Source organism: Thermodesulfobacterium hydrogeniphilum, from assembly GCF_000746255.1.
GTDB lineage: Bacteria > Desulfobacterota > Thermodesulfobacteria > Thermodesulfobacteriales > Thermodesulfobacteriaceae > Thermodesulfobacterium > Thermodesulfobacterium hydrogeniphilum.
In genome coordinates this window covers 20544-42698 of the sequence record NZ_JQKW01000006.1, presented here as the reverse complement: position 1 = coordinate 42698, position 22155 = coordinate 20544, and the positions used below count along the sequence as shown (strand labels likewise).

The following is a 22155-nucleotide window of genomic DNA, read 5'->3' as shown; positions in this document are numbered from 1 at the left end:
AGGTTGAGAGGCATATTTAAAAGTTTTTCTTTTTTACTTCTTTTACTATTTTTTCTACTGTATATTTATCCTGCCATTTATGTCTATCTTTAGTATAATCACCTTCTCCTATTTCAAACTCTTGAATAAATCTTATAAAATTTACTATTCCTAATTCCTTAGCTAATATTTTATAACCTTCCTTATGAATCTCTATTCCTGTTTTGTAATTAACTATCTTCTCCATAATATACCTCTTTTAACCATTCTAATGGATTTTTTATTTCTATTTTTAAATCTCTTATCTTGTTTGCTTTCTTTAAAAAAGCTTTATCTACAGTGAGAAGAATATCTGCTCCCCATTCTGCACAAGCTAAGTGTAAAGCATCAAAAGATTGAATTCCTGAACTTTCAAAATACTCTGCTCTGGTTTCTATTTCGTCATTTATTTTTATTACTTCTTGAGCAAGCTGTTCTAAAATTTTTAATTTTTCTTTTTTTAAAATATCTGGAGTTTTTTCTATTTCAAATTTTAAAACTTCACTTGATACTAATGTAAAAACTCCTTGTTCGCATAAAGATAATATAATTTTTATTGCTTCAGCTTCAAGATGAATAATAGGATTAGTTTGGTCATCAAAAGGTCTATTTAAACAACAGCAATCCATATAAATTTTCATTTGTTTTTTCCTTTTAAAACGGATTATAAATTAAAAATCTTTATTTTTCAACTTTATATAACAAGCTTTATATTCTTTCCATTTAATCGCTTTAAAAATTCTAAAACCTCGGGAAATTCCCCCTAGGCGATTGATTAAAATCATTCATCCCTTGGTAAAATATATCTAAAAAGGGAGGTGGAAAATGGAGAGTGTAAAACACATGGACATTATAACAGATGAAAATAAAGCTGAAAAGTTCTTGAGAGAAAAAGGAATCTTGAAAACATTCATCAGCTGTCCCTACTGTGAAACCCAGCAACTATGGAAAAGTAAAAAGAAACACCTACAAATGCTACAGGTGCAAAAGAGAATGGAGTACAAGAAAAGGAAGCATCCTTGAAAAAAATAAAAGTAAGCTTCTCAAAATTTCTCTTAGCCCTGAAATTCTTTGAGCTTGAAGTGCCAGTTCTTTTGCTCTTTCCTTTGTATTTGAAAGAGCTTGAATTCAGGTATAATAAAAGGAGCAGTGATTTGTATAGGGAATTACTGAAAGTTCTCAGGGGTGGATTAAATTAAGGAATCGCTTTTTTAAATTAACCCGAAAGCTTTGCTTTTTCAAATATTCTATTCCTTTTTTACTAATTTCCTAGATGCCTTTAGGAAAATCAGAGTTTAAAAGACCTTCTTGAACCATTGTGTTTCTGCACCACTGAGCTGTATTTTTTTATTTCAAAGGCAGCAAATACTTCGTTCTTAATCATGTTGCCTCTTTATAGTCTTGTTTTTGATAAAATATGGCTCCCATGTATTGTTTTATGGTTGTAATTTTTAAATCTAAATGTTTACCTTTAAATGCTTTTGTAAGGTAGTTTATAACCACTCAATAAACTTCTTTGCGTTCTTCTTCGGTTAAGCCGAGGGCGTTAAAAGAGATGGCATCAAAGGCGGTAGTGATTGGATAAATGATTAAACTTACTATCATTTTTTGGTTTTAAGAAAAATTTAAAATATTTTTAAGAGCTGTTTCTATATTATCAATCCAGTATTTTTTATATTCGTTTTGAGGAATACGGTGGGTATCACGGGTATAATAGAAAAGGAATATTTTCACAAATTCGTTTCCATACCTAAATTCTTTTCCCTCTAAAATTTCTTTATAACCCTCAATTTTTCTATCAGCATCCCTATACTCTGTGCCTTTTGGGTCAATAAATAAAATACAATATCTGTTTGAATTTTTCGGCTTTAACCAAAAGATAAAGTCAGGTTTGAAATGGGCTATTTTGTTTTCATTGGGACTGTAATAGGGAATATAAACTTCATCAAGATGTTCATTAATTTTGGAAAATACCCACCATTCAAACTCCTTAAATATATTATCTTCCCTGCTTAAGTATTTTTCAAGATGTTCTATAAATCTCACCTCACTTTTTGTTTTTATTATGTGAGTTATGTATTGAATTTTTTCCTCTTCAGTCATTACCATAGGAAGATAGTAGTGGTTCATAATATATTTTATTTTAATTTTTTTATCATCTATTTCAAAGATTTCTTCTTTTTTCAATTCTTGTGATTTTTTAATATATTCCTCTGGGGGTATTTTACCATACTGAGATGTTAATTCTTTCAATAGTTTAGGATAATTTTTAACTTTTTCAATTTCTTTCTTCAGTTCATCTATTTCTTCTATGTAAACTTTTATATTTTTAAAATGTTTTATTTCATTTTCAAGTTCTTTAAGTCTATCAACTTCTTCAGGGACAATACTGAAATAGTTAAATATTCTTTGAATGATTAAATCTACATTTCTAAAACTTTTATTAGTCTCAATTCTGTAATATTTGTTTTTATCCTGAAGACTCTGTTTTAAAATTTTTATCTTTTCCGGCTCAGTATTATATCGCAGAAGTAAAATCCTATCATCATCTAAAAAATCTATAAATCTTTTAAGTAGCTCAAAATCCTCTTTTGAAATTCCAAATTTAGCAATTTCTCTTTTTTTTATTAGAAGATAATCTACTTCTCTATATTTGGGTATTAAAAGTTTTTTATTTTTAGCATAATCAGCAATTGTAAATAAAGTGCCTATTAATTCTTCTCCCTCTTTTTTTGCCTGAGTTTTTAATTCTTTTATAACTGCTTTTATTGCATTTCTGTTTGTGCCGAATATAAATAATGTCTCCAAAGGTAAAACAAAATCTTTAATTTTTTTGTATAATCCCTCATCTATTTCTTTGTTGTTGTAAAGGAATTTTATTCTTTTTCTTTTATTTTTTATTGGCCCAATTCTTACACCTCTACCTACGGATTGCAAAATAAATTTTTTTGCATCGGCTCCTGTTCCTATGTTTATAAACATTATTACATTAGGCCGGTTGGAATCCCAGCCCTCATAAAAACTTCGTGAACCCATTAAGATATTAATATCTGAGTCATCCCTGTTTAAAGTTTCAAAATATCCCTCGTCATCAAATCTTTCATTTATCTCATATCCCGAAAATTCTTCTCTAAGCCATTTTGAAATATCACCAATTTTTATTAGAGCAAATGGTTTATCTGCTGTTTTCAACTTGAAAGCCATCTGTTTCTTATCAGAGGGTCTGATTAAAATTTCTATTCCTCCTGTTGAAGAGGAATTAAAAACACACTTTAAAATGTCCTCAAATTTTATATTTTTAAATGTATCTTCATCAATTTTTAGATTTTCCTCTTCAAACATAAATTCTGGTTCTTTTTTTAATTCCTCCCAGAGTTCATTTATTGCAGAATTAAGAATACTTTCATTAATTTCTCCTTTTCCTATTTTTTCTATTTCTCTGAAAAATAACTTCAAATCTGCATCTTCTATATTTACAGAATTTACAAGAGTAATGAGTAGGGGTTTATGATAAAGTTTAAACTCGTGTCTGGATAATTTTTCATAAAATTTCTTTACATAAGTTAAAAGAATTAAGGATTTCAAAACTATTTTCTGCTTTTCTTCTGAATTGTAATCCTCGTATTTTTCTTTCCTGTCTCTGAAAGCCCTTACTTCCTGTTCAAGAATAAGAATATGTTTCCCGTATCCCCCTTTTACATAAGATGAAAGATTGAATTCAAAAGCTGTGGTTATAACATCTCTTGGATCTGTGAATGTGGCTGAGAAATTGAATAAAAATCCATTCCTTGAAAGAATAGAGTAAATGTGCTGTCTTTTAGATTCCTGTTTGTCTCCTTTATGAGCTTCATCAAGGAAGATATACCATTTTCCATTATTATCATAATTTTTGAAATCAATTATCTTATCTTTTTGTTCATCACTTAAATTATCAGAGCGATAATAGAAAACAGTTATTTCTTTTTCCCTGAAAATGGAAGGATGTTCTCTTTTAACCATATCATACTCTTTTAACTCTCTTAACTTTATAAAAATCTCGTGACTATTGACATGGTTAAATTCATTTACATGCCTTTTCAACTGTTCTATTAAGTCATCTCTATGAGTTAATATAAGGATATCATTAGGAGGTATTTCCTCTCTTTTAATTAAATCTCTTAAAATCTGAATAAGTTTGACAATAACAAGAGTTTTACCCGAACCCGTAGCCATCCAGAAGCACATCCTGTTAATAAAGTGTTCGTAAGAAATTCTAAATTTTTTCTTTCCGTTTCTTCTATGAGAAAATTCCTCCACAGGATAATAATCTTCAAGTAGTTTTAAAAGTTTAGAGCCCTCGTCAAATTCAAGATCAATTTTTAAATCAAGTCCGTTATCTTTATACCATTCATAAAACTTTCTTTTTCTTTCTTTATCTATGTCAGGGTCTTCATATTTTTGATAATCAGCAAAATCTTCATAGTATTTCCATAAAACTTTAATGGCATTTTTTAAAGCATTTTCCTGATAATCCCATAAAGTTTTTGTTTTGGAAAAGGTTTTAAAATCAAAAGAAATCCAATTTGGAGAGAGATTTTCAAATCTTAAGTCTTCTATCATTTCTTGAAGATAGATTTTTGTTTTATGTGTTTTTTGTTCCATTTTTATCTCTTTAAACTATAATGTCTTTTAACATTTTTCCACATTATACATGGTCTAAATCTCGCAAGATTTATGAAAACCTATAAGTTTTTCTAAACTTTTTCTATATTCCATTATATTTTTATTAACTTTCTTCATATCTTTTATCAATTCTTCGTAATGGGGATACTGTCTTTGAATTTTTTGAGGAGTTAGACTTTTATTTTTTTCTTTTTCTTCATAGTACCATTTTCTGAACCGAGCTTGCCATTTGGTAAGATGAGGACGCACTACTTCGTTAAGAAGTTTAAGTGAGACATCTATAATTTTTTGGGTTTCTGGATTCACAATTTTGTGAGCCGGTATTTCTTTTAAAGTTTCTCTTGTAATTTTAAAAAATTCATACCAAGAATTATAAACTTCAACAATGACATCGTTTTCTTCGTCTATTTCCAGTCCTAATTTACGAGTTGAAATTTCTACCCAAATTTTGTAAGCAACTTGTATATCTTCAAAACTAGGTTTTATTTTTACCCGATAGTCTCGTATACCTATTTCTACTTCTTCTATCTTATAATCTTTGAGAAAAAATTTTCTGCTTCTTAACAAAAAGAGCACCCCAATTAGTATTAAAAATAAAAGGAGAAGCCACCATGGTATAATTATTTTTAAATTTTCATCATCAATTAAAATGTGCAAAATGTTCATCTTAATCTCCGCATAAATTCCTTTTGTATTGTTTTCTTCCATTTTTTACTAAATATTCATTCTTTCTGTTTTGAAATGCTTCTTCTATTATATCAATGATTTGAGAAGCATTTTCTGTCCATTTATAAAGTTTAGCATAACCAGAGAGGATATTATCTAATAACCGTGAAGGTAATTTAGGGTAATTATTTGATAATAAAGTCCTATTTATTTGATCAGTTAAATCGTAAATATCTTCATAGTTTTCATAAGCTATTTTCTGTAATTCTTCAATTATAGAAGTATTAAAAAGAGAACATGTAGGTAAAATTATTCCTACTAATCCAGCTCTTTTTTTTCCAACTCTCGGATCTAAGGCTGCATAAATTTCCCAGTCTACATGTTTTCTACAATAAGTTCTGTTTCCAATTAATACTAATAATACTGTTGTATTGGAAATTTTGTTTTGCCTTATAAGTTGATAAATATATCTATCAGAATTTTCATCATCTATTTCGCCTGGTTTTACAGAAATATTTTGGAATAACTCACCAAAAAGTTGTTCAAATCTTTTTCGGTAATATTCATCATCATAATGATAGTAACTTATAAAAACTTTCCTTTTTCTTCTTTTAGCTTCATTAATTTTAATAATACTTTCAATTAGTTTTTTCAATTGTTCACCCTTGCTCATTTTTATCTCCCTCTCACCACCATATTAAATCTTTTATGTATTTGTAAAACATTTCCTTTCTTCCATCGGGTAATTCAATATATTCAAGATTTTTTAAGTCGATCTTCATCCCGTCTTCAAATTCGGCGTAGTCTTTAGTTATTTTCTTAATCCACTTACCTGTTAGATTTGAAAGTGTCTCCACAATGTCTATTTCTTTTTTATCTTTTTCCTTTGAGTAAAGTTTTGACAGATTTACTTTTACCTTGTTTTTCTCGTAATTAATTTCAAGGCAGGAAAGCATTTTTTCATCTTTCATAAACACATACTGATTATATGGGTCCTCATAAGGATTTTCAAAAAGATTAGCATCTTCACTATACTTCGCCTTTTTCAAAACATCTTCATATTGCTCAAGTTCGTAATATTTGAAAAACCCGCCTGCATTTTTCTCATTGTATTTTTCCTTAACATCTTTTTCTTTTGAAATTCCCGATTTGTCATAAAACAGAACCTTTTTCATTCTGGGCAAAACTACAGTATAAAAATGCTCTCCGACTTCAATCCCTATCCATTTTCTTTTTAACTTATGAGCCACAGCACATGTTGTCCCTGAACCCAGAAAGAAATCCATAATTAAATCATTTTCATTTGAAGTGGACTCTATCACACGCTTTAAAAGTATTTCGGAGTTTTCGGTGGGGAATCCTTGAGTTTGAGAATATCCTGGAATGTCTGTCCAGTTAGAGTCTAATAATTCGGTTTCTCCTGTTAAATACTGAGGCATTCCTCTTACTTTATTTCCCATTATATCAATATATTCTATATTTTCATTTATTCTTATCCTTCCTTGCTTTTCTAATTCATATATCTTCTCTTGAACAAATGTCCAATGTCTTCCTTTAGGTGGATAAAATAATTTTCCAAATATAATCCTTTCGGGAGGTTTTCTTTCACCTGGAGAATGCATATTTAACCATTTTTGTTTCTTCTCACGTTGTTTATATTGAGGATTAAAATAAAATTTTTCATTTTTTGAATAAAAAAATAAATTATCTGTTGCTACATTGTATCCCTTAACGCCTGTGAAAATTTTTTTAGTTCTATTAACCTGAATCTCATTCCTGAAATTCTCCTCCCCGAAAATCTCATTCATCAATAATCTCACATACATATTTCCGTTGTAGTCACATCTTACAAATATGCTTCCCGTATCTTTTAATAAATCCCTTGCTATTTTTAACCGGTTTTCAAGCATCGTTATCCAGGTTGCATCTTTGTATTTAACTGAATAGAAGTAATCTGCATCTTGCTCTTTGTTAAAGGGCGGATCTATATAAATTGTCTGGATTTTCTCTCTAAATTTGGGTAAAATGGTATTTAATGCCTGATAATTTTCACTTTTTATTAACCAACCATCAAGGGATTCATCCAGATTATCAAATAATGATATAATCTCAACTTCCAAGTCTTTGAAATACTTTGTATCAATAGGAAGAAACTTATATTTTTCATTTAAGATTTTACCATGTAAAGTATGCTCAATAATTTTTTCTTTATCAAAATTTTTATCTATAAATCCAAGTTCCTTCCATTCTCTGAGTTGCTCTTCAAAATTTGGATGATTTAAAATCTTTTCTATTACATCAATATTTCTTTCTGCAATCCTGTCCAGAGTTATTACATAATTTGAATTAAAAACAAATTTCGGTTTATTCCATATTTTCACAAGTTCATCTTCAAATTGAGAAATAAAATCAATTATTTTGTATGCAATATCCTTTAATGCTTGCAGTTCCTTAATTCTTTTTTCAGTCCAATCACTTTTTTCTTTAAAGACATACTGATAAAGCCATAAATCAAACTGTTCTTTTAAAAATGATTTAGCATTTTTGTTTATAAAATAATCAACTTCACTCTGTTTTTCAAAAATTTTAAAAGCTCTCTCCAGAGTATCAGTAGTAATTTTAATTCCCTGCTTTCTAAGTTCTTTTATTATTTTTTCTCCATTCGTTTTCTTCCCTCTTTCCGTATAAAAGACATTAAAAACAATCGTTCCATCTTCTTGAATTTTTTTAAACTCGTATATTAGTTCCCTTTTTTCATTTGCCTTTTTATGTTCAAGTGTGGAGACATCAAAGAAGAATTTAAATTCGTCTATTTCTACCTTTAAACTTCTAAAAATTCTATCAGTTTTAACATAATAAAGCATGCGAGTTTTCCAGAATAAGATTACATCTTTATCATCTGTATAGACTCTTTCATAAATACTTTTATGATAAGGAGTTGAATTAAAATAAATAGCTCCGCTTTCGGAAAAATAGGATTTAAAAAAAGTATAAAGTTTTTCGTAAAGTTCGTTTTCAAAATCTGGAAATGTTTCAATAACTTCGTTAATATCCTTTTCCAATTGAGGTAATATGTGTTTTTCAAAGTATTTAGACTTTATTCGCATTAAATTTATGTATCCGCTTTTGCCCTCAACTTCGGCTCCTATAAAAAGATCTTTAAGAGCTTGCCAAAAATTTTCTTTATACTTCATCTTTTTCCTCTTATTTTAAAATTTTCTCGCAAAAAGTTTACTCAAATTTTTTATATTTTTTAATCCTTTAATATTTTTTTACTTTATAAAAAAACTCGCCTGTTCGTAAAATTCCTTATTATCAAAGTCTTTAAAATTTATAGCTTTTACAATGGAACGAAAGTAGTTTTCAATTTTTTCTTCTCCACTCAAGTTTTCCTTTTCTGCAACTTCAACGAGCTGGTATTGTAGTTTATCTACTTCTAAGCCTACCAGAATTTTAAAAGTAAAATCCCGGAAATTTTCTTCGGACCTGGCTCTTTCTTTTAAGGCATGGTAAAGCTCTTTTAGTCCAGAGAAGTAGAAAAAGCCCACGAGAAATTTTAATTCCCTGCTTACTTTAATAAGTTCAGTGATCCGTTTTTTGAGTTCTTTATTTGGTTGATTGGTAATAAAAGGCATTTTGTCACTTTTTTCTTTAATTATTTTTTCCGGGTTTATTTCGGGTTTTGTTCTGGTTTTTCGGGTTTATTCTATCACACATCTTTAATATTTTAATTTTCTGTGAGTTACTTTCATTACCCTTTCATTACTTTTTCATTATCTGAAGCACATAAGCCAGTGCTTTTCCGGCACCCTTATTGTGCAATTTGTGTGCAATTATTATGCAATATATGCAATTACTACACAATTTCATAATAAGAGCCAGCTCCTTTTTTGCCACTTTCTTTTAATAAACCTCTGCTGCATAAATCTCTTAAATCGTTCGTTGCCGTATTTCTTGAACATCTATTTATTTCCTGATACTCCCTATTCGTTATCCTCCCCTTTTCCTTCACATACATAACTGCTTTAATCTGCCTCTCGTTGAGTCTCATTTTCCGCAAGTATTCCTCTGTATAAACATCTTTAAAAAACATCAGTGTAAACTCTAAGTGATTTGCCTCAATTTTGAGTTCTGGAAGCCCCGCTTTTTTTAAAGTCTGCATCATTCTCTCAATCCCGGAACCAACACTTTCAACGATACCTGCAAGGTAAAAAACATTAAAAATTAGTGGATTTCTGGGCATAGAAGAATGCAAACTTAGAAGTTTTTCAGTGTCCCACTCTTCCGGTAATCCCCCAACATTGTAAAACCAGAGCTTGTCGTCATAAACTTTTATTTGCACATTAATAGGTCTCAGATAATCCCTGTGCAGCAGGGCATTGGCGATGGCTTCCCGAATTGCCTCCAGTGGATAGTCCCAGATATCTTCCCTCTCAAAACCCTTAATTTCATATCGCACATTTATGAAGTTTTTAATTGCCTCCTCTGTTTCTCTGAACTGATTGAATAAATTTCCTTCTATCCATCTATCTCCGATAATTGTAATGTTATCTTTTAATCGCACCCCCGAACCCTTGCGTGGTCAAAGTATTTTTGCGGATTCTTTCCGAATAAAAGCATACCCGCGTTGTTGATTTTGCCGTTCTCCATAAGTCCTAACTTTTCAAACACTTCTTTATAGGCTCATCGCCATTAAAAACAGTCAGTCTTCCTTTTGATTTCGCAGTTCTCAAAAAGTTTCTGACGCTATGCTCATCAATCTCGTCTATTTTAAAATCTCTCTCTGAAAGGTGTTCCCACCTCAGATCTCTCTGGAAAAATCTCTTAAGTTCTTCAAAGTTCATCTCCCTCGTGGTGTTTCTCACTCTTTTGTAGTATCTTCCTTCAAAGGACACAGGGATGTATGATCTGCTTACCTCAATCGCCAGAATGGATCTGTCATCCACCTCCACAATTTCAAAATTGGGTGTAATACCAAGTTTATCTACAACTCGGTTAATAATTTTCTAGTAATTTTTATCGTTCGTATCTATTCCCACTATCTCTTTTTTGTTATTTACACCAACGATAATCAAACCACCGTGTGTATTTGCAAAAGCGGATATTGTTTTCAGGATGCTGTCGTTAAATCTTTCCTTAAACTCCAGCTTGTTGCCTTCTTCCTTTTCAAGTAGTTTTAAAATCTCATTTCTGTCCATAGTACTTTTTAAAAGATTACCTCAAATTTTCTGATTTTCTATAGCAATCGTAACTTTCTCAAAAATCCCACTAAAAATCTTAACTCCTCACTCTGGCTGATAAGGGTTTTTAATCGCTTCTTTAAACTTTTTTCTTGGCTGTTGGTGATAAAAGTGCTCAAAGTTTTTTTCTCTTTTAGAGATTTTTATATTTGCTTAAATATATCAGTTTTAAATTTAGGTATTTTCTGTACATAAGGAAAGTCAGAACATATCAATCTTCAAACTCTTTTTTTAAGCTTCTGGATAATAGTCTTTTTAAGCAGGTTTTAGGAGTTTCGTCTTCATAAATCACTTTATACACCTCTTCGCAGATGGGCATTTCTACCTGATGCATTTCTGAAAGTTTTTTTACTACCTTAGAAGTTTTTACTCCCTCTGCTACCTGTTTTAAATCTTTTAAAATTTTCTCAAGCTTTTCGCCTTTACCCAATCTATATCCTACCTGATAATTCCGTGAAAGAGCTCCTGTGCATGTTAAAACAAGATCTCCCAAGCCAGCCAGTCCATAAAAAGTATATAATTCTCCTCCTAACTTTGTTCCTAAACGAATTATTTCTATAAGCCCTCTTGTTATAAGACTTGCTCTGGCATTGAGACCTAACTCTAAACCATCACTTATTCCAGAAGCAATAGCTATAACATTTTTTAAAGCTCCTGCTATTTCCACCCCTAAGGGATCATCACTTCTATAAACCCTGAAATAAGGCACAGCCAGAAGCTCCTGCATTTTTTGTGTAGCTTCTGGATCTTCTCCTGCCAAAACTACAGCCGTAGGAAGACCCTTAACCACTTCTTTAGCAAAAGAAGGTCCTCCAAGAACAAAAATTTTGGCTTTTTTTGGTAAGTTCTCTTTTAAAATGGTAAAAGGTGTTTTCTCTGTTTCCAAATCTATACCTTTTATACCTGAAATATGATAAGGAATTTTTTCTACAAATTTTTTCATCTTTTCTAAGTTTTCTTTAAGAGCAAAAGAAGGAATTACCCATAAAATAATCTCGCAATCTTTAAAAGCCTCTGCTGGATCTGTTGTGGCTTTTAGTTTTTTAGGAAGTTTTATACCAGGAAGATAAAAAGGATTTTCTTTTTCTTTATTTATGCTATCACAAACAGCTTCTCTTCTAACTAAAAGATAAATATTTAATCCTTTTTCAGCTAAAATTTTGGCAAGAGCTGTTCCCCAGCTTCCTCCCCCTATTACTGTAATCTTTTTCATTTCTAAAATTCCTTAGGGTATTAAATATTTTTGCATATTTTTAGGCACCCACCATTCTTCTATATTATAACCTATCCCTATAGCTGAAGGTTTTATACCCTGAAACCTTTTATGTATAGCTTCTAAACTCATAGGTATATATAAAAAAGTATAAGGTTGATCTTTAGCTAAAATTTCCTGTAATTTATAATAGATTTTTTTTCTTTTTTTCTGATCAAGTGTATATCTTCCTTGATCTAATAATTTATCTACTTTTGAATTAGAATATCCTACAAAATTAAGACCAGGTGGTTTTATTTTAGAAGAATGAAAAATATCGTAAAGATCTGGATCAGGACCTGTAACCCATCCTAAAATAACTGCTTCAAATCTTCTTGTATCTATAAATTGATGTATAAGGGTTGTCCATTCTACTACTCTGATTTTTACTTTTATTCCTATTTTAGACAGCTCTCTTTGGATAATCTGAGCAGCAAGGAGTCTGGAAAGATTACCCTGATTAACAAGCAAGGTAAACTCAAAAGGTTTTCCCTTTTTTTCTAAAATTCCTTTTTTATTTTTTTTAAAACCTGCTTCATATAAAAGCTTTAAAGCCTTTTTTGGATTATAAGGACAGAATTTTTCTACAGCTTTATTATAAAACCATGTGTCTGGTTTATAAGGTCCATAAGCAGGAATACCCTGCCCTAATAAAGCACCTTTTACTATCTCTTTTCTATTTATCGCGTAACATAAAGCTTTTCTTACTTTTTTATCTTTAAAAAGGGGATGTTTAAGATTATAGCCTATATATGTAAAACTAAAAGAAGGATATTTGTAAATTTTGAATTCCTTTCTTAAATTTTTTTCTCTTTCTAATTTTAAATATTGAAGAGGTGTCAAAGAAATCCAATCAATACCTCCTGACCTCAATTCCATAAAAAGCGTAGAAGGATCTGGAATAATTTTATAAATAAGGTAGTTTAAATAGGGTCTTCCTTTGTAAAAAAGTGGATTATATTTTAAAACAATTTCTTCTTGAGGTTTCCATTTTTCCAATTTAAAAGGTCCATTCCCTATAGGTTTTCTTCCGAAAACATTAGTTAAATAGCTTAGACTTTTTCCTTCCAATAAATGCTTAGGTAAAACTACTAAATTACCCCAAGAAGAAAGAGCAGGAGCAAAAGGTCTTTTATAAGTTACTCTAAAAGTATATTTATCCAAAATTTCAAATTTTTTAACCTCTAAAAAATCACTGGCATAAGGAGAAGGGATTTCAGGATTGGTAATAAGTCTGTAACCGAAATATACATCTTCTGCTGTAACTTCTTTTCCATCAGACCATTTAACCCCTTTTTTCAAATAAAAAGTTATCGTCTTTTGGTCAGGAGAAATTTTGTATTTTTCAGCTAAATCTCCCACTATTTTAAGCTCTGGATTATATTTAACTACCCCTAAAAAGATATTACTGCTTACTTCATGACTCATGGCATCAGTTGCTATCATAGGGACAAGAACACTGGCATCAGCAATAGTTCCTATAACCAGAGCATCTCCATAATCAGGTTTAATTTTTTTATAATCTATTTCTTTTTTAGAAAAAGAAAATTTGCAAAAAATACAAAAAAATATACTAAACAATATAAACCATAAAATTTTTTTCATTTTTATTTCTCGGGTTTATCCAAAATCGCTATAGTTCTTTTAATAATAAACACAATACCTATACACTACCAAAATACATCTATACCGTAAATTTTAGCTTAAAATAGATGAATTATAAACTCTCTAATAACAAAGGCTAATAAAACTTCTAAAAGAATCTCTATTTCTAACTCTTTCATACTTAAAGTAATCTACAAAGGCTCTAATTAATTCTAAAACAATTATTAAACTCATAAATACAGAACTTAAAGCTTCTATAGTTTTTCACATTTAAATTCCATGGCCGATTTTTATTTTATATAAAGATTCGTATATAGGTCCTTGTGGTGTTAAATTACTTTTGAAAATGGTTAGTTCTTTAACTATAAAATTAAACCCTTCTAAAATTTGGGATTCTTTAGCAAGATTTTTTAAATAGGCATTAAAATCTTCTTTATCACTAAGTTTTTTAACCCTAAATAAAGTAATATGAGGGTGAAATTTTTCTTTTCTATCAGAAATTTTCATCTTTTTAAAAATTTTTTCTAAGATTTTATGAATATTTAATAATTGATCGTTCTCTAATTTTAAACCTATCCATACCACTCTTGGATTACCTTTTTCAGGAAAATATCCTATTTTATCTATAACAAGTTTAAAACTACTTTCTTCTTTTAAAGCCTTCTCACTTGCTTTAAAAATCTTTTCTAATAATTTTTCAGATATACTTCCAAAAAATTTCAAAGTGATATGAAAATTGGGTCTTTCTACCCATTTTATTTTTAGACCTTCAGGTGGTTCTATTTTACTGAGTTCATAAAGTTTTTTCTTTAATTCCTCGGGCAAATCTATAGCTAAAAAAGCCCTCACCATATAAAATCTGCCTCCTCAAAATATCAAGAGCTGTATAACTTGCCAAAGTTTGCACCTCTTTTCTATTACCGGGAAAAATAAACTTAAAAGCTTTTACTTTATCTTGGTAGCAAAACCCTATATAAACTGTTCCTACAGGATTTTCAGAAGTCCCGCCTGTAGGACCTGCAAAACCAGTTATTCCCAAAGCATAATCTACACCTGTCCTCATTCTTGCTCCTTCTGCCATTTCTAAAGCTACTTCATAACTAACTACATCAAATTTTTCTATAGTTTCAGGTTTTACCCCAAGAAGCTCAATCTTGCTTTTGGGACTATAAGTTACAAAACCTCTTTCAAAATAAGCAGAACTTCCTGAAACAGAAGTTATCAAAGATGACAAAAGCCCACCTGTGCATGATTCAGCTACTACAATAGTTTTATTTATTCTGGTTAAAAGTTGACCTATAACATGTGGAATATCTTTATCTTCTTCACTTATTAATTGGATACTAAAATTTCTTCTTAGTTTATTTATAACTTCCTCTAAAAATTCAGGACTTTCACTTTTTAAAATAAGCTTTACCTCAGGAAAAACAGGATAATACCCTATTTTAATATCCCAACCCTCTTCTTTAATAATCTGGTTCAAATCAGTTTCATTTACATCAAAAAATCTTAAAGTTTTTATATAATATCTTTTCACATCTTTAAATTTTTTTAACAGATAAGGAATAACTTCTTCTTTTAATAATTGAGAAAACTGAGAAGGAACTCCTGGTAAAAAGAAAAGATACTTTTCTTTAATTCTTAAAAGATAACCAGCTGAAGAAAAATCCTTAGAAAGAGGAATTGCTCCTTCAGGAAGAATTGCCATTTTAATAGCTAATTCTTGAGAATTTTTATATTCTGAAGAATTTTTAATAGCCTGTGCAAACTCAGGGTGTTCTTTTAATTGTAATTTAAAAGCTTTGGCTACCGCTAAATTGGTAATATCATCATCAGTAGGACCAAGTCCTCCTGAAATTATTAAAAACTCATACTTTTCAAAAAGATTTTTTAAAGATTCTATAATAAGATTTATTTTATCTGGAATAGTAATAATCTGTTCTACCTCAAAACCATAAGAGACAAGCTCCTTAGTAGCTACATTACTATTAACATTTTCCATAATTCCTGAAATAAGTTCATTTCCTATAAATAAAAGTGCACCTTTCATTATGAATTTAGTTTATATCAAACCTAAATTTTTGGCAAGATAAATTAAAATGATAACCAAAATATTAGTAAATACTCCTGCCAAAATATCATCAGCCATGATTCCAAATCCACCATGTAATTTCTCCAACTTTTTCAAGGGAAAAGGTTTATTAATATCTATTATCCTAAAAAGTATAAAAGCCAAAATAAATTCTAAAATGGTGGTTTTCCACAAAACACTTATCCACATCCCTACAATTTCATCTATAACTACTATTTCAGGATCTTTTTCCTTTAAAATTTTACTTGTAAAATCACTACTTATTATTCCTAAAATTGTTACAATTATGATTAATAAAATCTGGTAAACCATAGATAAATTTTTAATAAACCAAAAAAATATTAAACCTTCTAAAGCTCCAAAAGTTCCTGGACATAAAGGTAAAAAACCTACCAAAGCCCCTGATGAAATGAAAATCCAAAAAAAATTCTTATCAAATTCATTAAAATGGAGGATTTTTAATTGCTTCATTAAATTCATTATAATTCTCCGTGGTTAATAAAATTTTTAATTTCCATAAATATAATTTTATTTTGAGCTTTTCTTCTTTTTCTTTTAAGCGAGAGAGTTTTAAATTTGCTCTTTTTACCAATGCTTTATATTTTTGTAAAGCTTCTTTTCTAACATTTTCTTTATAAGCCTTTATTTTTTCTAACAGATCTTTTGCTTTAGGATAAAGTTTTTTTAATTCTTTTTTAGCTGACAAATAATATCTATTTTGATATAAATCCTTGGCCTTCTTCCAAAGTATAATTACTTCTTCGTATTCATCTTTATATACCTTTTGGGTTCCATAAGTTTTAAGTTGTTCTATTATGTTTTCTGTTTGTTTATATAGTTTTTTAGGAGCTGGAGGAAGAGATATATACTTTTTAATTAAAGGTATATTATTTAAAAATACCTTTGTTCTTTCCACAATTATGTCTTTAAAATTCTGCAAACTTAGATTAATATCTTTTAAAGAGCATGAAGCAAGCAAAAACAAAAATAACAAAAAATAAATATATTTTTTTATTTTCATTTTGTATCTTCAAGTTTTTTGAGCTAATTTTTCTAAAATTGTCAATTTTTGCATAGGACCCAAAACAATTAAAATATCGTTTTTATTAATCGTAGTATAAGCTGAGGGATTAAATTCAATTTTTCCATCTGCTCTTTTTATACCTATAACTATAGCCCCTATCTCACTGCCAATTCTGGCTTCACTTAAGGATTTCCCTACTAAAGATGAATTTTCTGAAACTCTTATTTCTTCAATCTGAATATCCATATATTCTGAACGGGTAACGAATTCCAAAAAATCTACTACATTAGGTCTAATAACAGTATGAGCCATTCTTAAACCACCTATATGATAGGGACAAATTACCCTATCTGCACCTGCTATTTTTAATTTACTTTCTGCTTCTTCTTCTGCTGCACGTGCTACAATAAATAAATTAGGATTTAAAGACCTTGCACTTAAAACTACATAAAGATTTTCAGCATCAGTAGTTAATACACTGATTAATCCTTTAGCTCTCTCAATTCCAGCTTCTTTTAAAATTTCATCTTTTGTTGCATCCCCTATTAAATATAAAATATCTTCTCTGTCCTTTAAAAAATCTTCTTCTTTATCAATTACTACAAAATTCACTTTATTAGCTTTTAATTCTTTACAAATAATTTGTCCCATTCTTCCAAAACCACATATAATAAAATGTCCTTTTAGTTTATTAATATCTTTTTTTATTCTTTTCTTTTTAAATATTTCTTTTAATTCTCCTTCTACCAATATTTGAGCTCCTGCAGTAGCAGCATAAGTGAAAACTCCAAAACCGCTTACAATAAGAAAAATAGTAAAAATTTTACCATCATAACTTAGTCTTTTTACCTCTCCAAAACCTACAGTAGTAACTGTAATTACTGTCATGTAAAAAGCGTCTAAAAAGCTCATATTTTCTATGATCATATATCCTATAGTTCCAAAACTAAGAACTATTAAAATGAGAGAGACAATAATTAAAATTTTCTTTTTTACAACTGTTTCTAATCTCATAAGATTTTTAAAATTAATCAATTTTTGATCTTTGATAATTATATAATCCTTTTAACTTATGGTCAATAAAGGTTATTTTTGACAAAACAAAATAATATGTTAAATTTTAGGCATGCTTGACATAAGGCTTATTAGAGAAAAGCCGGATTGGGTAAAAGAACGTCTTAAAACAAGAGGTGAAGATTATCCTATTAATAAAATTTTGGAACTTGATAAAACAAGAAGAGAGCTTATACAAAAAGTAGAAAATCTTAGACATTTTAGAAGAGAAAAATCCGAAATTATAGGAAAACTCAAAAAAGAAGGCAAAAACGAAGAAGCTCAGATTTTAGCTCAAGAAGTTAAAAATTTAGGAAACGAGCTGAAATTTTTAGAAGTTAAACTACGAGAAATAGAAACTGAATTAAAAAATTTATTAAGTGTTCTTCCTAATATTCCTCATGAAAGTGTTCCTATAGGTAAAGATGAAACAGAAAATGTAGTAGTTAAACGCTGGGGAGAGCCTCCTCAATTTGATTTTGAACCTAAACCTCATTGGGAAATAGGTGAAAAACTTGGTATTCTTGATTTTGAAAGAGCGGCTAAACTCACAGGGTCCAGATTTGTAGTATATTGGAATGAAGGAGCTCTTTTAGAAAGAGCTTTAATTAATTTTATGTTAGATCTTCATATTAAAAAACATGGTTACAAAGAGATTTTACCACCTTTTATCGTTAATGAAACTTCTCTTTTTGGCACAGGACAATTACCCAAATTTAAAGAGGATTTATTTAAATTAGAAGAGTGGGATTATTATCTTGTTCCTACAGCTGAGGTTCCTGTTACTAATCTCCATAGAGATGAAATTCTTCCAGAAGAGGTATTACCCCTTTATTATACCGCTTATACTCCCTGTTTTAGAGCAGAAGCAGGAGCTCATGGAAAAGATACCAGAGGTATTGTAAGACAGCATCAATTTAATAAAGTAGAATTAGTCAAATTTGTTAAACCTGAAACTTCTTATGATGAATTAGAAAGTCTTCTTCTTGATGCAGAAGAGGTTTTACAGCTTCTTGGTCTTCATTACAGAGTAGTAGTGCTTTGCACAGGTGATTTAGGATTCGCTGCTGCTAAAACCTATGATATAGAAGTCTGGGCTCCTGGGCAAAATCGTTATGTAGAAATATCCTCTTGCTCTAATTTTGAAGACTTTCAAGCAAGACGAGCTAATATTAGATATAGACCCAAAGAAGGGGGAAAGCCTTGCTTTGTTCATACTTTAAATGGGTCAGGTCTTGCTGTAGGAAGAACAGTTATGGCTATTCTTGAAAATTATCAACAAGAAGATGGTTCTATTATTATTCCTAAAATCCTTCGTCCTTATATGGGAGGGCTTGAGAAAATAAAACCTTAATGATTAGGAAATATCAAGTCAAAGCATTCCCTTGAAGGACAATATCCTTTATAAAAAGCTTCTTCTAAACTTTTAAAGTATATCTTCCTTTTTATTCGTTTAGCTTCTGGACAAGCAGGATGATGAAATCTTCTTGATTTTCTATTACCTATATAAATAATACCCTTTGGCTCTTTACCAATAAGAGAAAAAATACCCTTTCTTTGTTTTAAAGCTATTCTTTGTAAAGGTAAATATTTTTTATAATATTTAACACTACCAGGATAATAACAAACCAAAGCTAAACCTTCTCTAACTAAAAGCTCTGAAACCGAGGTTCCATTCTCAAAATAAAGTTCTCCTAAAAGCCTTCTGTATCTATCCCTTTTTCTTAGATTATTAATTTCTAAATATAAAATTTTACCTTCAACTAACTTTTTATTAAAAAAATAGGCTTCTTTAGCAAAAGGCTGAGGTTTACCAGATTCAGTATGAAGTTCTAAAGTATTTATACCTGCATATCTTAATCTTTCACCATTTTCTAAAATTACAGTATCTCCATCTATCACTCTTTTTATTTTTACTTTTATTAAACCTGGTTTTTTTAAGAATAATTTTTGAGAAAAGCCTTTTAACTCTGCAAAAAATAAAATCCAGAGGAAGAGAAGTATAAATATTTTAAGAATTTTAAAATTTTTCATTTTTACCATAAATATTACCACTTACGAAGTGGTAATATAGAAGGTAAATAAAAAGGGAAGTTGACAAACCTCCCTTTTTAAATTAATGTTCTAATGTTAAAGATTTTTCTTTTAATTTTTCCTGCAATTCTACAAGCTCCCAGACATCTAAAGATGGAGCCTCTTTAAAGAGAGTAGAAGGATCTTCAAGCATTAAGGCTATTTTTAATACCTCATCCATATTTTCTACTAAAACAATTTCTAAATTCTTTAAAATCTTAGGGTTGATTTCTTTAAGTTCTTTTTCATTTTCCTTAGGTATTATTACAGTTTTAATTCCACCTCTAATTGCAGCTAATAATTTTTCTTTTAATCCACCTATTGGAAGAACTCTTCCTCTAAGAGTTATTTCTCCTGTCATAGCAACTGTATTCTTAACAGGTACTTTAAGCAATGCAGATACTATAGCAGTTGCAATAGTAATACCAGCACTTGGCCCATCTTTTGGTATAGCTCCCTCTGGCACATGGACATGAATATCTATCTTTTTATAAAAATCTAAAGGTAATCCCAGTTGTAAGGCTCTTGACCTTACATAACTCATAGCAGCCTGGACAGATTCTTGCATAACCTCTCCAAGCTTACCAGTAATCTGTAAATTACCTTTACCAGGCATAATAACTGCTTCTATCTGTAATAAAGCTCCACCTGTTTCCGTCCATGCAAGACCTGTAGAGATTCCAATTTGTGGCTGTTCTTCTGCAATTCCATATCTGTATTTTGGTACCCCTAAAATTTTCTCTAATTTAGATACCGTAATCTTAAAAGGCTTAAAAGCCTCTGGATCCTTAGCTACATCTTTAGCAATCTTTCTACAAATCGTTGCAAGTTCTCTTTCTAAATTCCTAACTCCAGCTTCTCTGGTATATTTTCTAATAATCTCAAGAATAGTTTTATCACTTATTGGAACCATTTCTGGTTTTAAACCATGGACTTCTAATTGTCTTGGTAATAAATAATTCTTTGCAATCTCTAATTTTTCTTCTTCAGTATACCCTGGAAGTTCAATAATCTCCATTCTATCAAGTAATGGTGCAGGTATAGTATGCAAAGCATTAGCTGTAGTAATAAATAATACCTTAGATAAATCATAAGAAACTTCTAAATAATGATCCTGGAAAGAATAATTCTGTTCAGGATCAAGAACTTCTAAAAGTGCAGCTGCAGGATCTCCCCTGAAATCCATACCTATTTTATCTACTTCATCAAGACAAAAAACTGGATTTATAGTTCCAGCCTTTTTCATTCCCTGAATAATCTTGCCTGGTAAAGCTCCTACATAGGTTCTTCTATGTCCTCTTATTTCTGCTTCATCTCTTACACCACCTAAGGAAACCCTTACAAATCTCCTTCCTATAGCCTCAGCTATAGATTTAGCTAAGGAAGTTTTTCCCACTCCAGGAGGACCTACAAAACAAAGAATAGGTCCTTTAATAGTTTTAGTAAGTTTTTGGACAGCAAGATGTTCTATAATTCTCTGTTTGGGTTTCTCTAAACCATAATGATTTTTATTTAATAAATACTCTACTTTTTCTAAATCTATATTATCTTTAGTTTTTTCATACCAGGGAAGACTGATAAGCCATTCTATATAATTTCTTACTACTGTAGCCTCAGCAGACATTGGAGACATCATAGAAAGCTTTTTAAACTCTTTTCTAACAATAGCAGCTACTTCCTTAGGCATCTTCTTTTTCTTAATTCTCTTTTCCAACTCTGCTAAATCACTTCTCCCATCTTCCCTCTCACCAAGTTCTTTTTGAATAGCCTTCATCTGCTCATGAAGATAATAATCTCTCTGAGTTTTTTCCATCTGCTTTTTAACTCTTTCTCTTATCCGAGCCTCTGTCTTGATGATCTCTATCTCACCTCTCAAAAAGTTAAGAAGTGTTTCTAAACGTTTCCTTACACTAATAGTTTCAAGTAATCTTTGCTTTTGTTCTAATTTAAAATTTAAAATAGCTGCTAATCTATCTGAAAATTCAGCAGGATCCTCTATTTCTAAAAGATTGTTCACTGCTTCAAGATTAATCTTTTTATTATAATGAGAATACTCCTCCAAGGATTCTTTACAGAGTTTTAATAAAGCTATAGTTTCAATATCTGTTTCTATAATTTCTGTTTTTGGTTCTATTTCAACCAAAAAATAATCCAGATTAGGAACAAATCTAACAATCCTGCCTCTGTTTAATCCCTCTACTAAAATTTTTAAAGTTCCATCAGGGAGTTTTAAAAGTTGTAAAATTTTACAAATAGTTCCTACTTTATATATATCATCTTCAGATGGATTATCTAATTTAGCATCTTTTTGAGCTGATAAAAATATAGTTCTATCACTGCTGTAAGCCTTTTCAATAGCCAAAATACTTTTTGTTCTACCAATGAACAGAGGCACAGCAGTATTAGGAAAAATTACAATTTCTCTAAGTGGTAACAAAGGTAAAACTTTTAATTCATTATTTTGCATAAC

General features: G+C 29.9%; 22 protein-coding genes. 3 read left to right on the top strand and 19 right to left on the bottom strand.

All coding sequences use genetic code 11. The features are described from left to right. Nucleotides 1-16: 16 nt before the first annotated feature. Complete coding sequence (locus CC87_RS00710; RefSeq protein ID WP_038055078.1) at nucleotides 17-226, bottom strand: hypothetical protein; 210 nt, start codon at nucleotides 224-226, stop codon at nucleotides 17-19. After that, nucleotides 210-659, bottom strand: a complete 450-nt coding sequence (locus CC87_RS00705; RefSeq protein WP_038055077.1) for a PIN domain-containing protein — start codon at nucleotides 657-659, stop codon at nucleotides 210-212. The genes CC87_RS00710 and CC87_RS00705 overlap by 17 nt, the downstream gene beginning before the upstream one ends. A gap of 184 nt (nucleotides 660-843) precedes the next feature. Between CC87_RS00705 and CC87_RS00700 the strand changes: the two genes are divergently transcribed. Further along, the gene (locus CC87_RS00700) at nucleotides 844-1041 is read left to right on the top strand and encodes a hypothetical protein (RefSeq protein ID WP_038055075.1); all 198 of its coding nucleotides are present in this window, start codon (nucleotides 844-846) and stop codon (nucleotides 1039-1041) included. Further along, nucleotides 1038-1217, top strand: a complete 180-nt coding sequence (locus CC87_RS00695; RefSeq protein WP_038055073.1) for a hypothetical protein — start codon at nucleotides 1038-1040, stop codon at nucleotides 1215-1217. Before CC87_RS00700 ends, CC87_RS00695 begins: the two co-directional genes overlap by 4 nt. A 415-nt stretch (nucleotides 1218-1632) precedes the next feature. On the opposite strand, the gene CC87_RS00690 is transcribed toward CC87_RS00695, so the two are convergent. From CC87_RS00690 to CC87_RS00630, 15 genes are all read right to left on the bottom strand, one after another. Then, on the bottom strand, nucleotides 1633-4659 hold the full coding sequence (locus CC87_RS00690; protein WP_038055071.1) for a DEAD/DEAH box helicase family protein: 3027 nt from the start codon (nucleotides 4657-4659) through the stop codon (nucleotides 1633-1635). Between the two features lie 54 nt (nucleotides 4660-4713). After that, entirely contained in the window at nucleotides 4714-5346 is a 633-nt protein-coding gene (locus CC87_RS00685; RefSeq protein WP_038055632.1) for a hypothetical protein, read from the bottom strand. A gap of 1 nt (nucleotide 5347) precedes the next feature. Further along, on the bottom strand, nucleotides 5348-6019 hold the full coding sequence (locus CC87_RS00680; protein ID WP_051920363.1) for a TIR domain-containing protein: 672 nt from the start codon (nucleotides 6017-6019) through the stop codon (nucleotides 5348-5350). A 13-nt stretch (nucleotides 6020-6032) separates the two neighbouring features. Next, nucleotides 6033-8540, bottom strand: coding sequence for a site-specific DNA-methyltransferase (locus CC87_RS00675; RefSeq protein WP_038055069.1), 2508 nt, complete (start codon nucleotides 8538-8540; stop codon nucleotides 6033-6035). A 78-nt stretch (nucleotides 8541-8618) separates the two neighbouring features. Next, nucleotides 8619-8981, bottom strand: coding sequence for a phospholipase D-like domain-containing protein (locus tag CC87_RS00670; protein WP_038055068.1), 363 nt, complete (start codon nucleotides 8979-8981; stop codon nucleotides 8619-8621). A gap of 221 nt (nucleotides 8982-9202) precedes the next feature. Further along, on the bottom strand, nucleotides 9203-9910 hold the full coding sequence (locus CC87_RS08525) for an ATP-binding protein (protein ID WP_051920362.1): 708 nt from the start codon (nucleotides 9908-9910) through the stop codon (nucleotides 9203-9205). A 91-nt stretch (nucleotides 9911-10001) separates the two neighbouring features. Then, on the bottom strand, nucleotides 10002-10298 hold the full coding sequence (locus CC87_RS08965) for a hypothetical protein (RefSeq protein WP_156955549.1): 297 nt from the start codon (nucleotides 10296-10298) through the stop codon (nucleotides 10002-10004). A 54-nt stretch (nucleotides 10299-10352) separates the two neighbouring features. Next, nucleotides 10353-10544, bottom strand: coding sequence for an AlbA family DNA-binding domain-containing protein (locus tag CC87_RS08515; RefSeq protein ID WP_051920360.1), 192 nt, complete (start codon nucleotides 10542-10544; stop codon nucleotides 10353-10355). Nucleotides 10545-10797: 253 nt separating this feature from the next. Beyond that, entirely contained in the window at nucleotides 10798-11799 is a 1002-nt protein-coding gene (locus CC87_RS00660) for an NAD(P)H-dependent glycerol-3-phosphate dehydrogenase (protein ID WP_038055067.1), read from the bottom strand. 12 nt (nucleotides 11800-11811) lie between these two features. Further along, entirely contained in the window at nucleotides 11812-13443 is a 1632-nt protein-coding gene (locus CC87_RS00655) for a peptide-binding protein (RefSeq protein ID WP_038055066.1), read from the bottom strand. 270 nt (nucleotides 13444-13713) lie between these two features. Further along, the gene (gene thpR, locus CC87_RS00650) at nucleotides 13714-14295 is read right to left on the bottom strand and encodes an RNA 2',3'-cyclic phosphodiesterase (protein WP_051920359.1); all 582 of its coding nucleotides are present in this window, start codon (nucleotides 14293-14295) and stop codon (nucleotides 13714-13716) included. Further along, nucleotides 14237-15493 (bottom strand): nicotinamide-nucleotide amidohydrolase family protein, encoded by a 1257-nt coding sequence (locus CC87_RS00645; protein WP_038055060.1) that lies wholly within the window; start codon nucleotides 15491-15493, stop codon nucleotides 14237-14239. The genes thpR and CC87_RS00645 overlap by 59 nt, the downstream gene beginning before the upstream one ends. A 12-nt stretch (nucleotides 15494-15505) precedes the next feature. Then, a complete protein-coding gene (locus tag CC87_RS00640) occupies nucleotides 15506-16015 on the bottom strand; it encodes a phosphatidylglycerophosphatase A family protein (RefSeq protein WP_051920358.1) in 510 nt (169 codons plus the stop codon). Next, complete coding sequence (locus CC87_RS00635; RefSeq protein WP_038055058.1) at nucleotides 15978-16556, bottom strand: kinetochore Spc7 family protein; 579 nt, start codon at nucleotides 16554-16556, stop codon at nucleotides 15978-15980. Before CC87_RS00635 ends, CC87_RS00640 begins: the two co-directional genes overlap by 38 nt. Before the next feature lie 9 nt (nucleotides 16557-16565). Further along, a complete protein-coding gene (locus CC87_RS00630) occupies nucleotides 16566-17573 on the bottom strand; it encodes a potassium channel family protein (RefSeq protein WP_038055624.1) in 1008 nt (335 codons plus the stop codon). Nucleotides 17574-17685: 112 nt separating this feature from the next. Between CC87_RS00630 and serS the strand changes: the two genes are divergently transcribed. Beyond that, nucleotides 17686-18966 (top strand): serine--tRNA ligase, encoded by a 1281-nt coding sequence (gene serS / locus CC87_RS00625; RefSeq protein WP_038055056.1) that lies wholly within the window; start codon nucleotides 17686-17688, stop codon nucleotides 18964-18966. Here the strand turns inward: serS and CC87_RS00620 are convergent. Both CC87_RS00620 and lon read right to left on the bottom strand, forming a co-directional pair. Then, the gene (locus CC87_RS00620; RefSeq protein ID WP_051920357.1) at nucleotides 18963-19655 is read right to left on the bottom strand and encodes a thermonuclease family protein; all 693 of its coding nucleotides are present in this window, start codon (nucleotides 19653-19655) and stop codon (nucleotides 18963-18965) included. The genes serS and CC87_RS00620 overlap by 4 nt on opposite strands. 73 nt (nucleotides 19656-19728) lie before the next feature. After that, a complete protein-coding gene (lon, locus tag CC87_RS00615) occupies nucleotides 19729-22152 on the bottom strand; it encodes an endopeptidase La (RefSeq protein WP_038055054.1) in 2424 nt (807 codons plus the stop codon). Nucleotides 22153-22155: the final 3 nt, after the last annotated feature.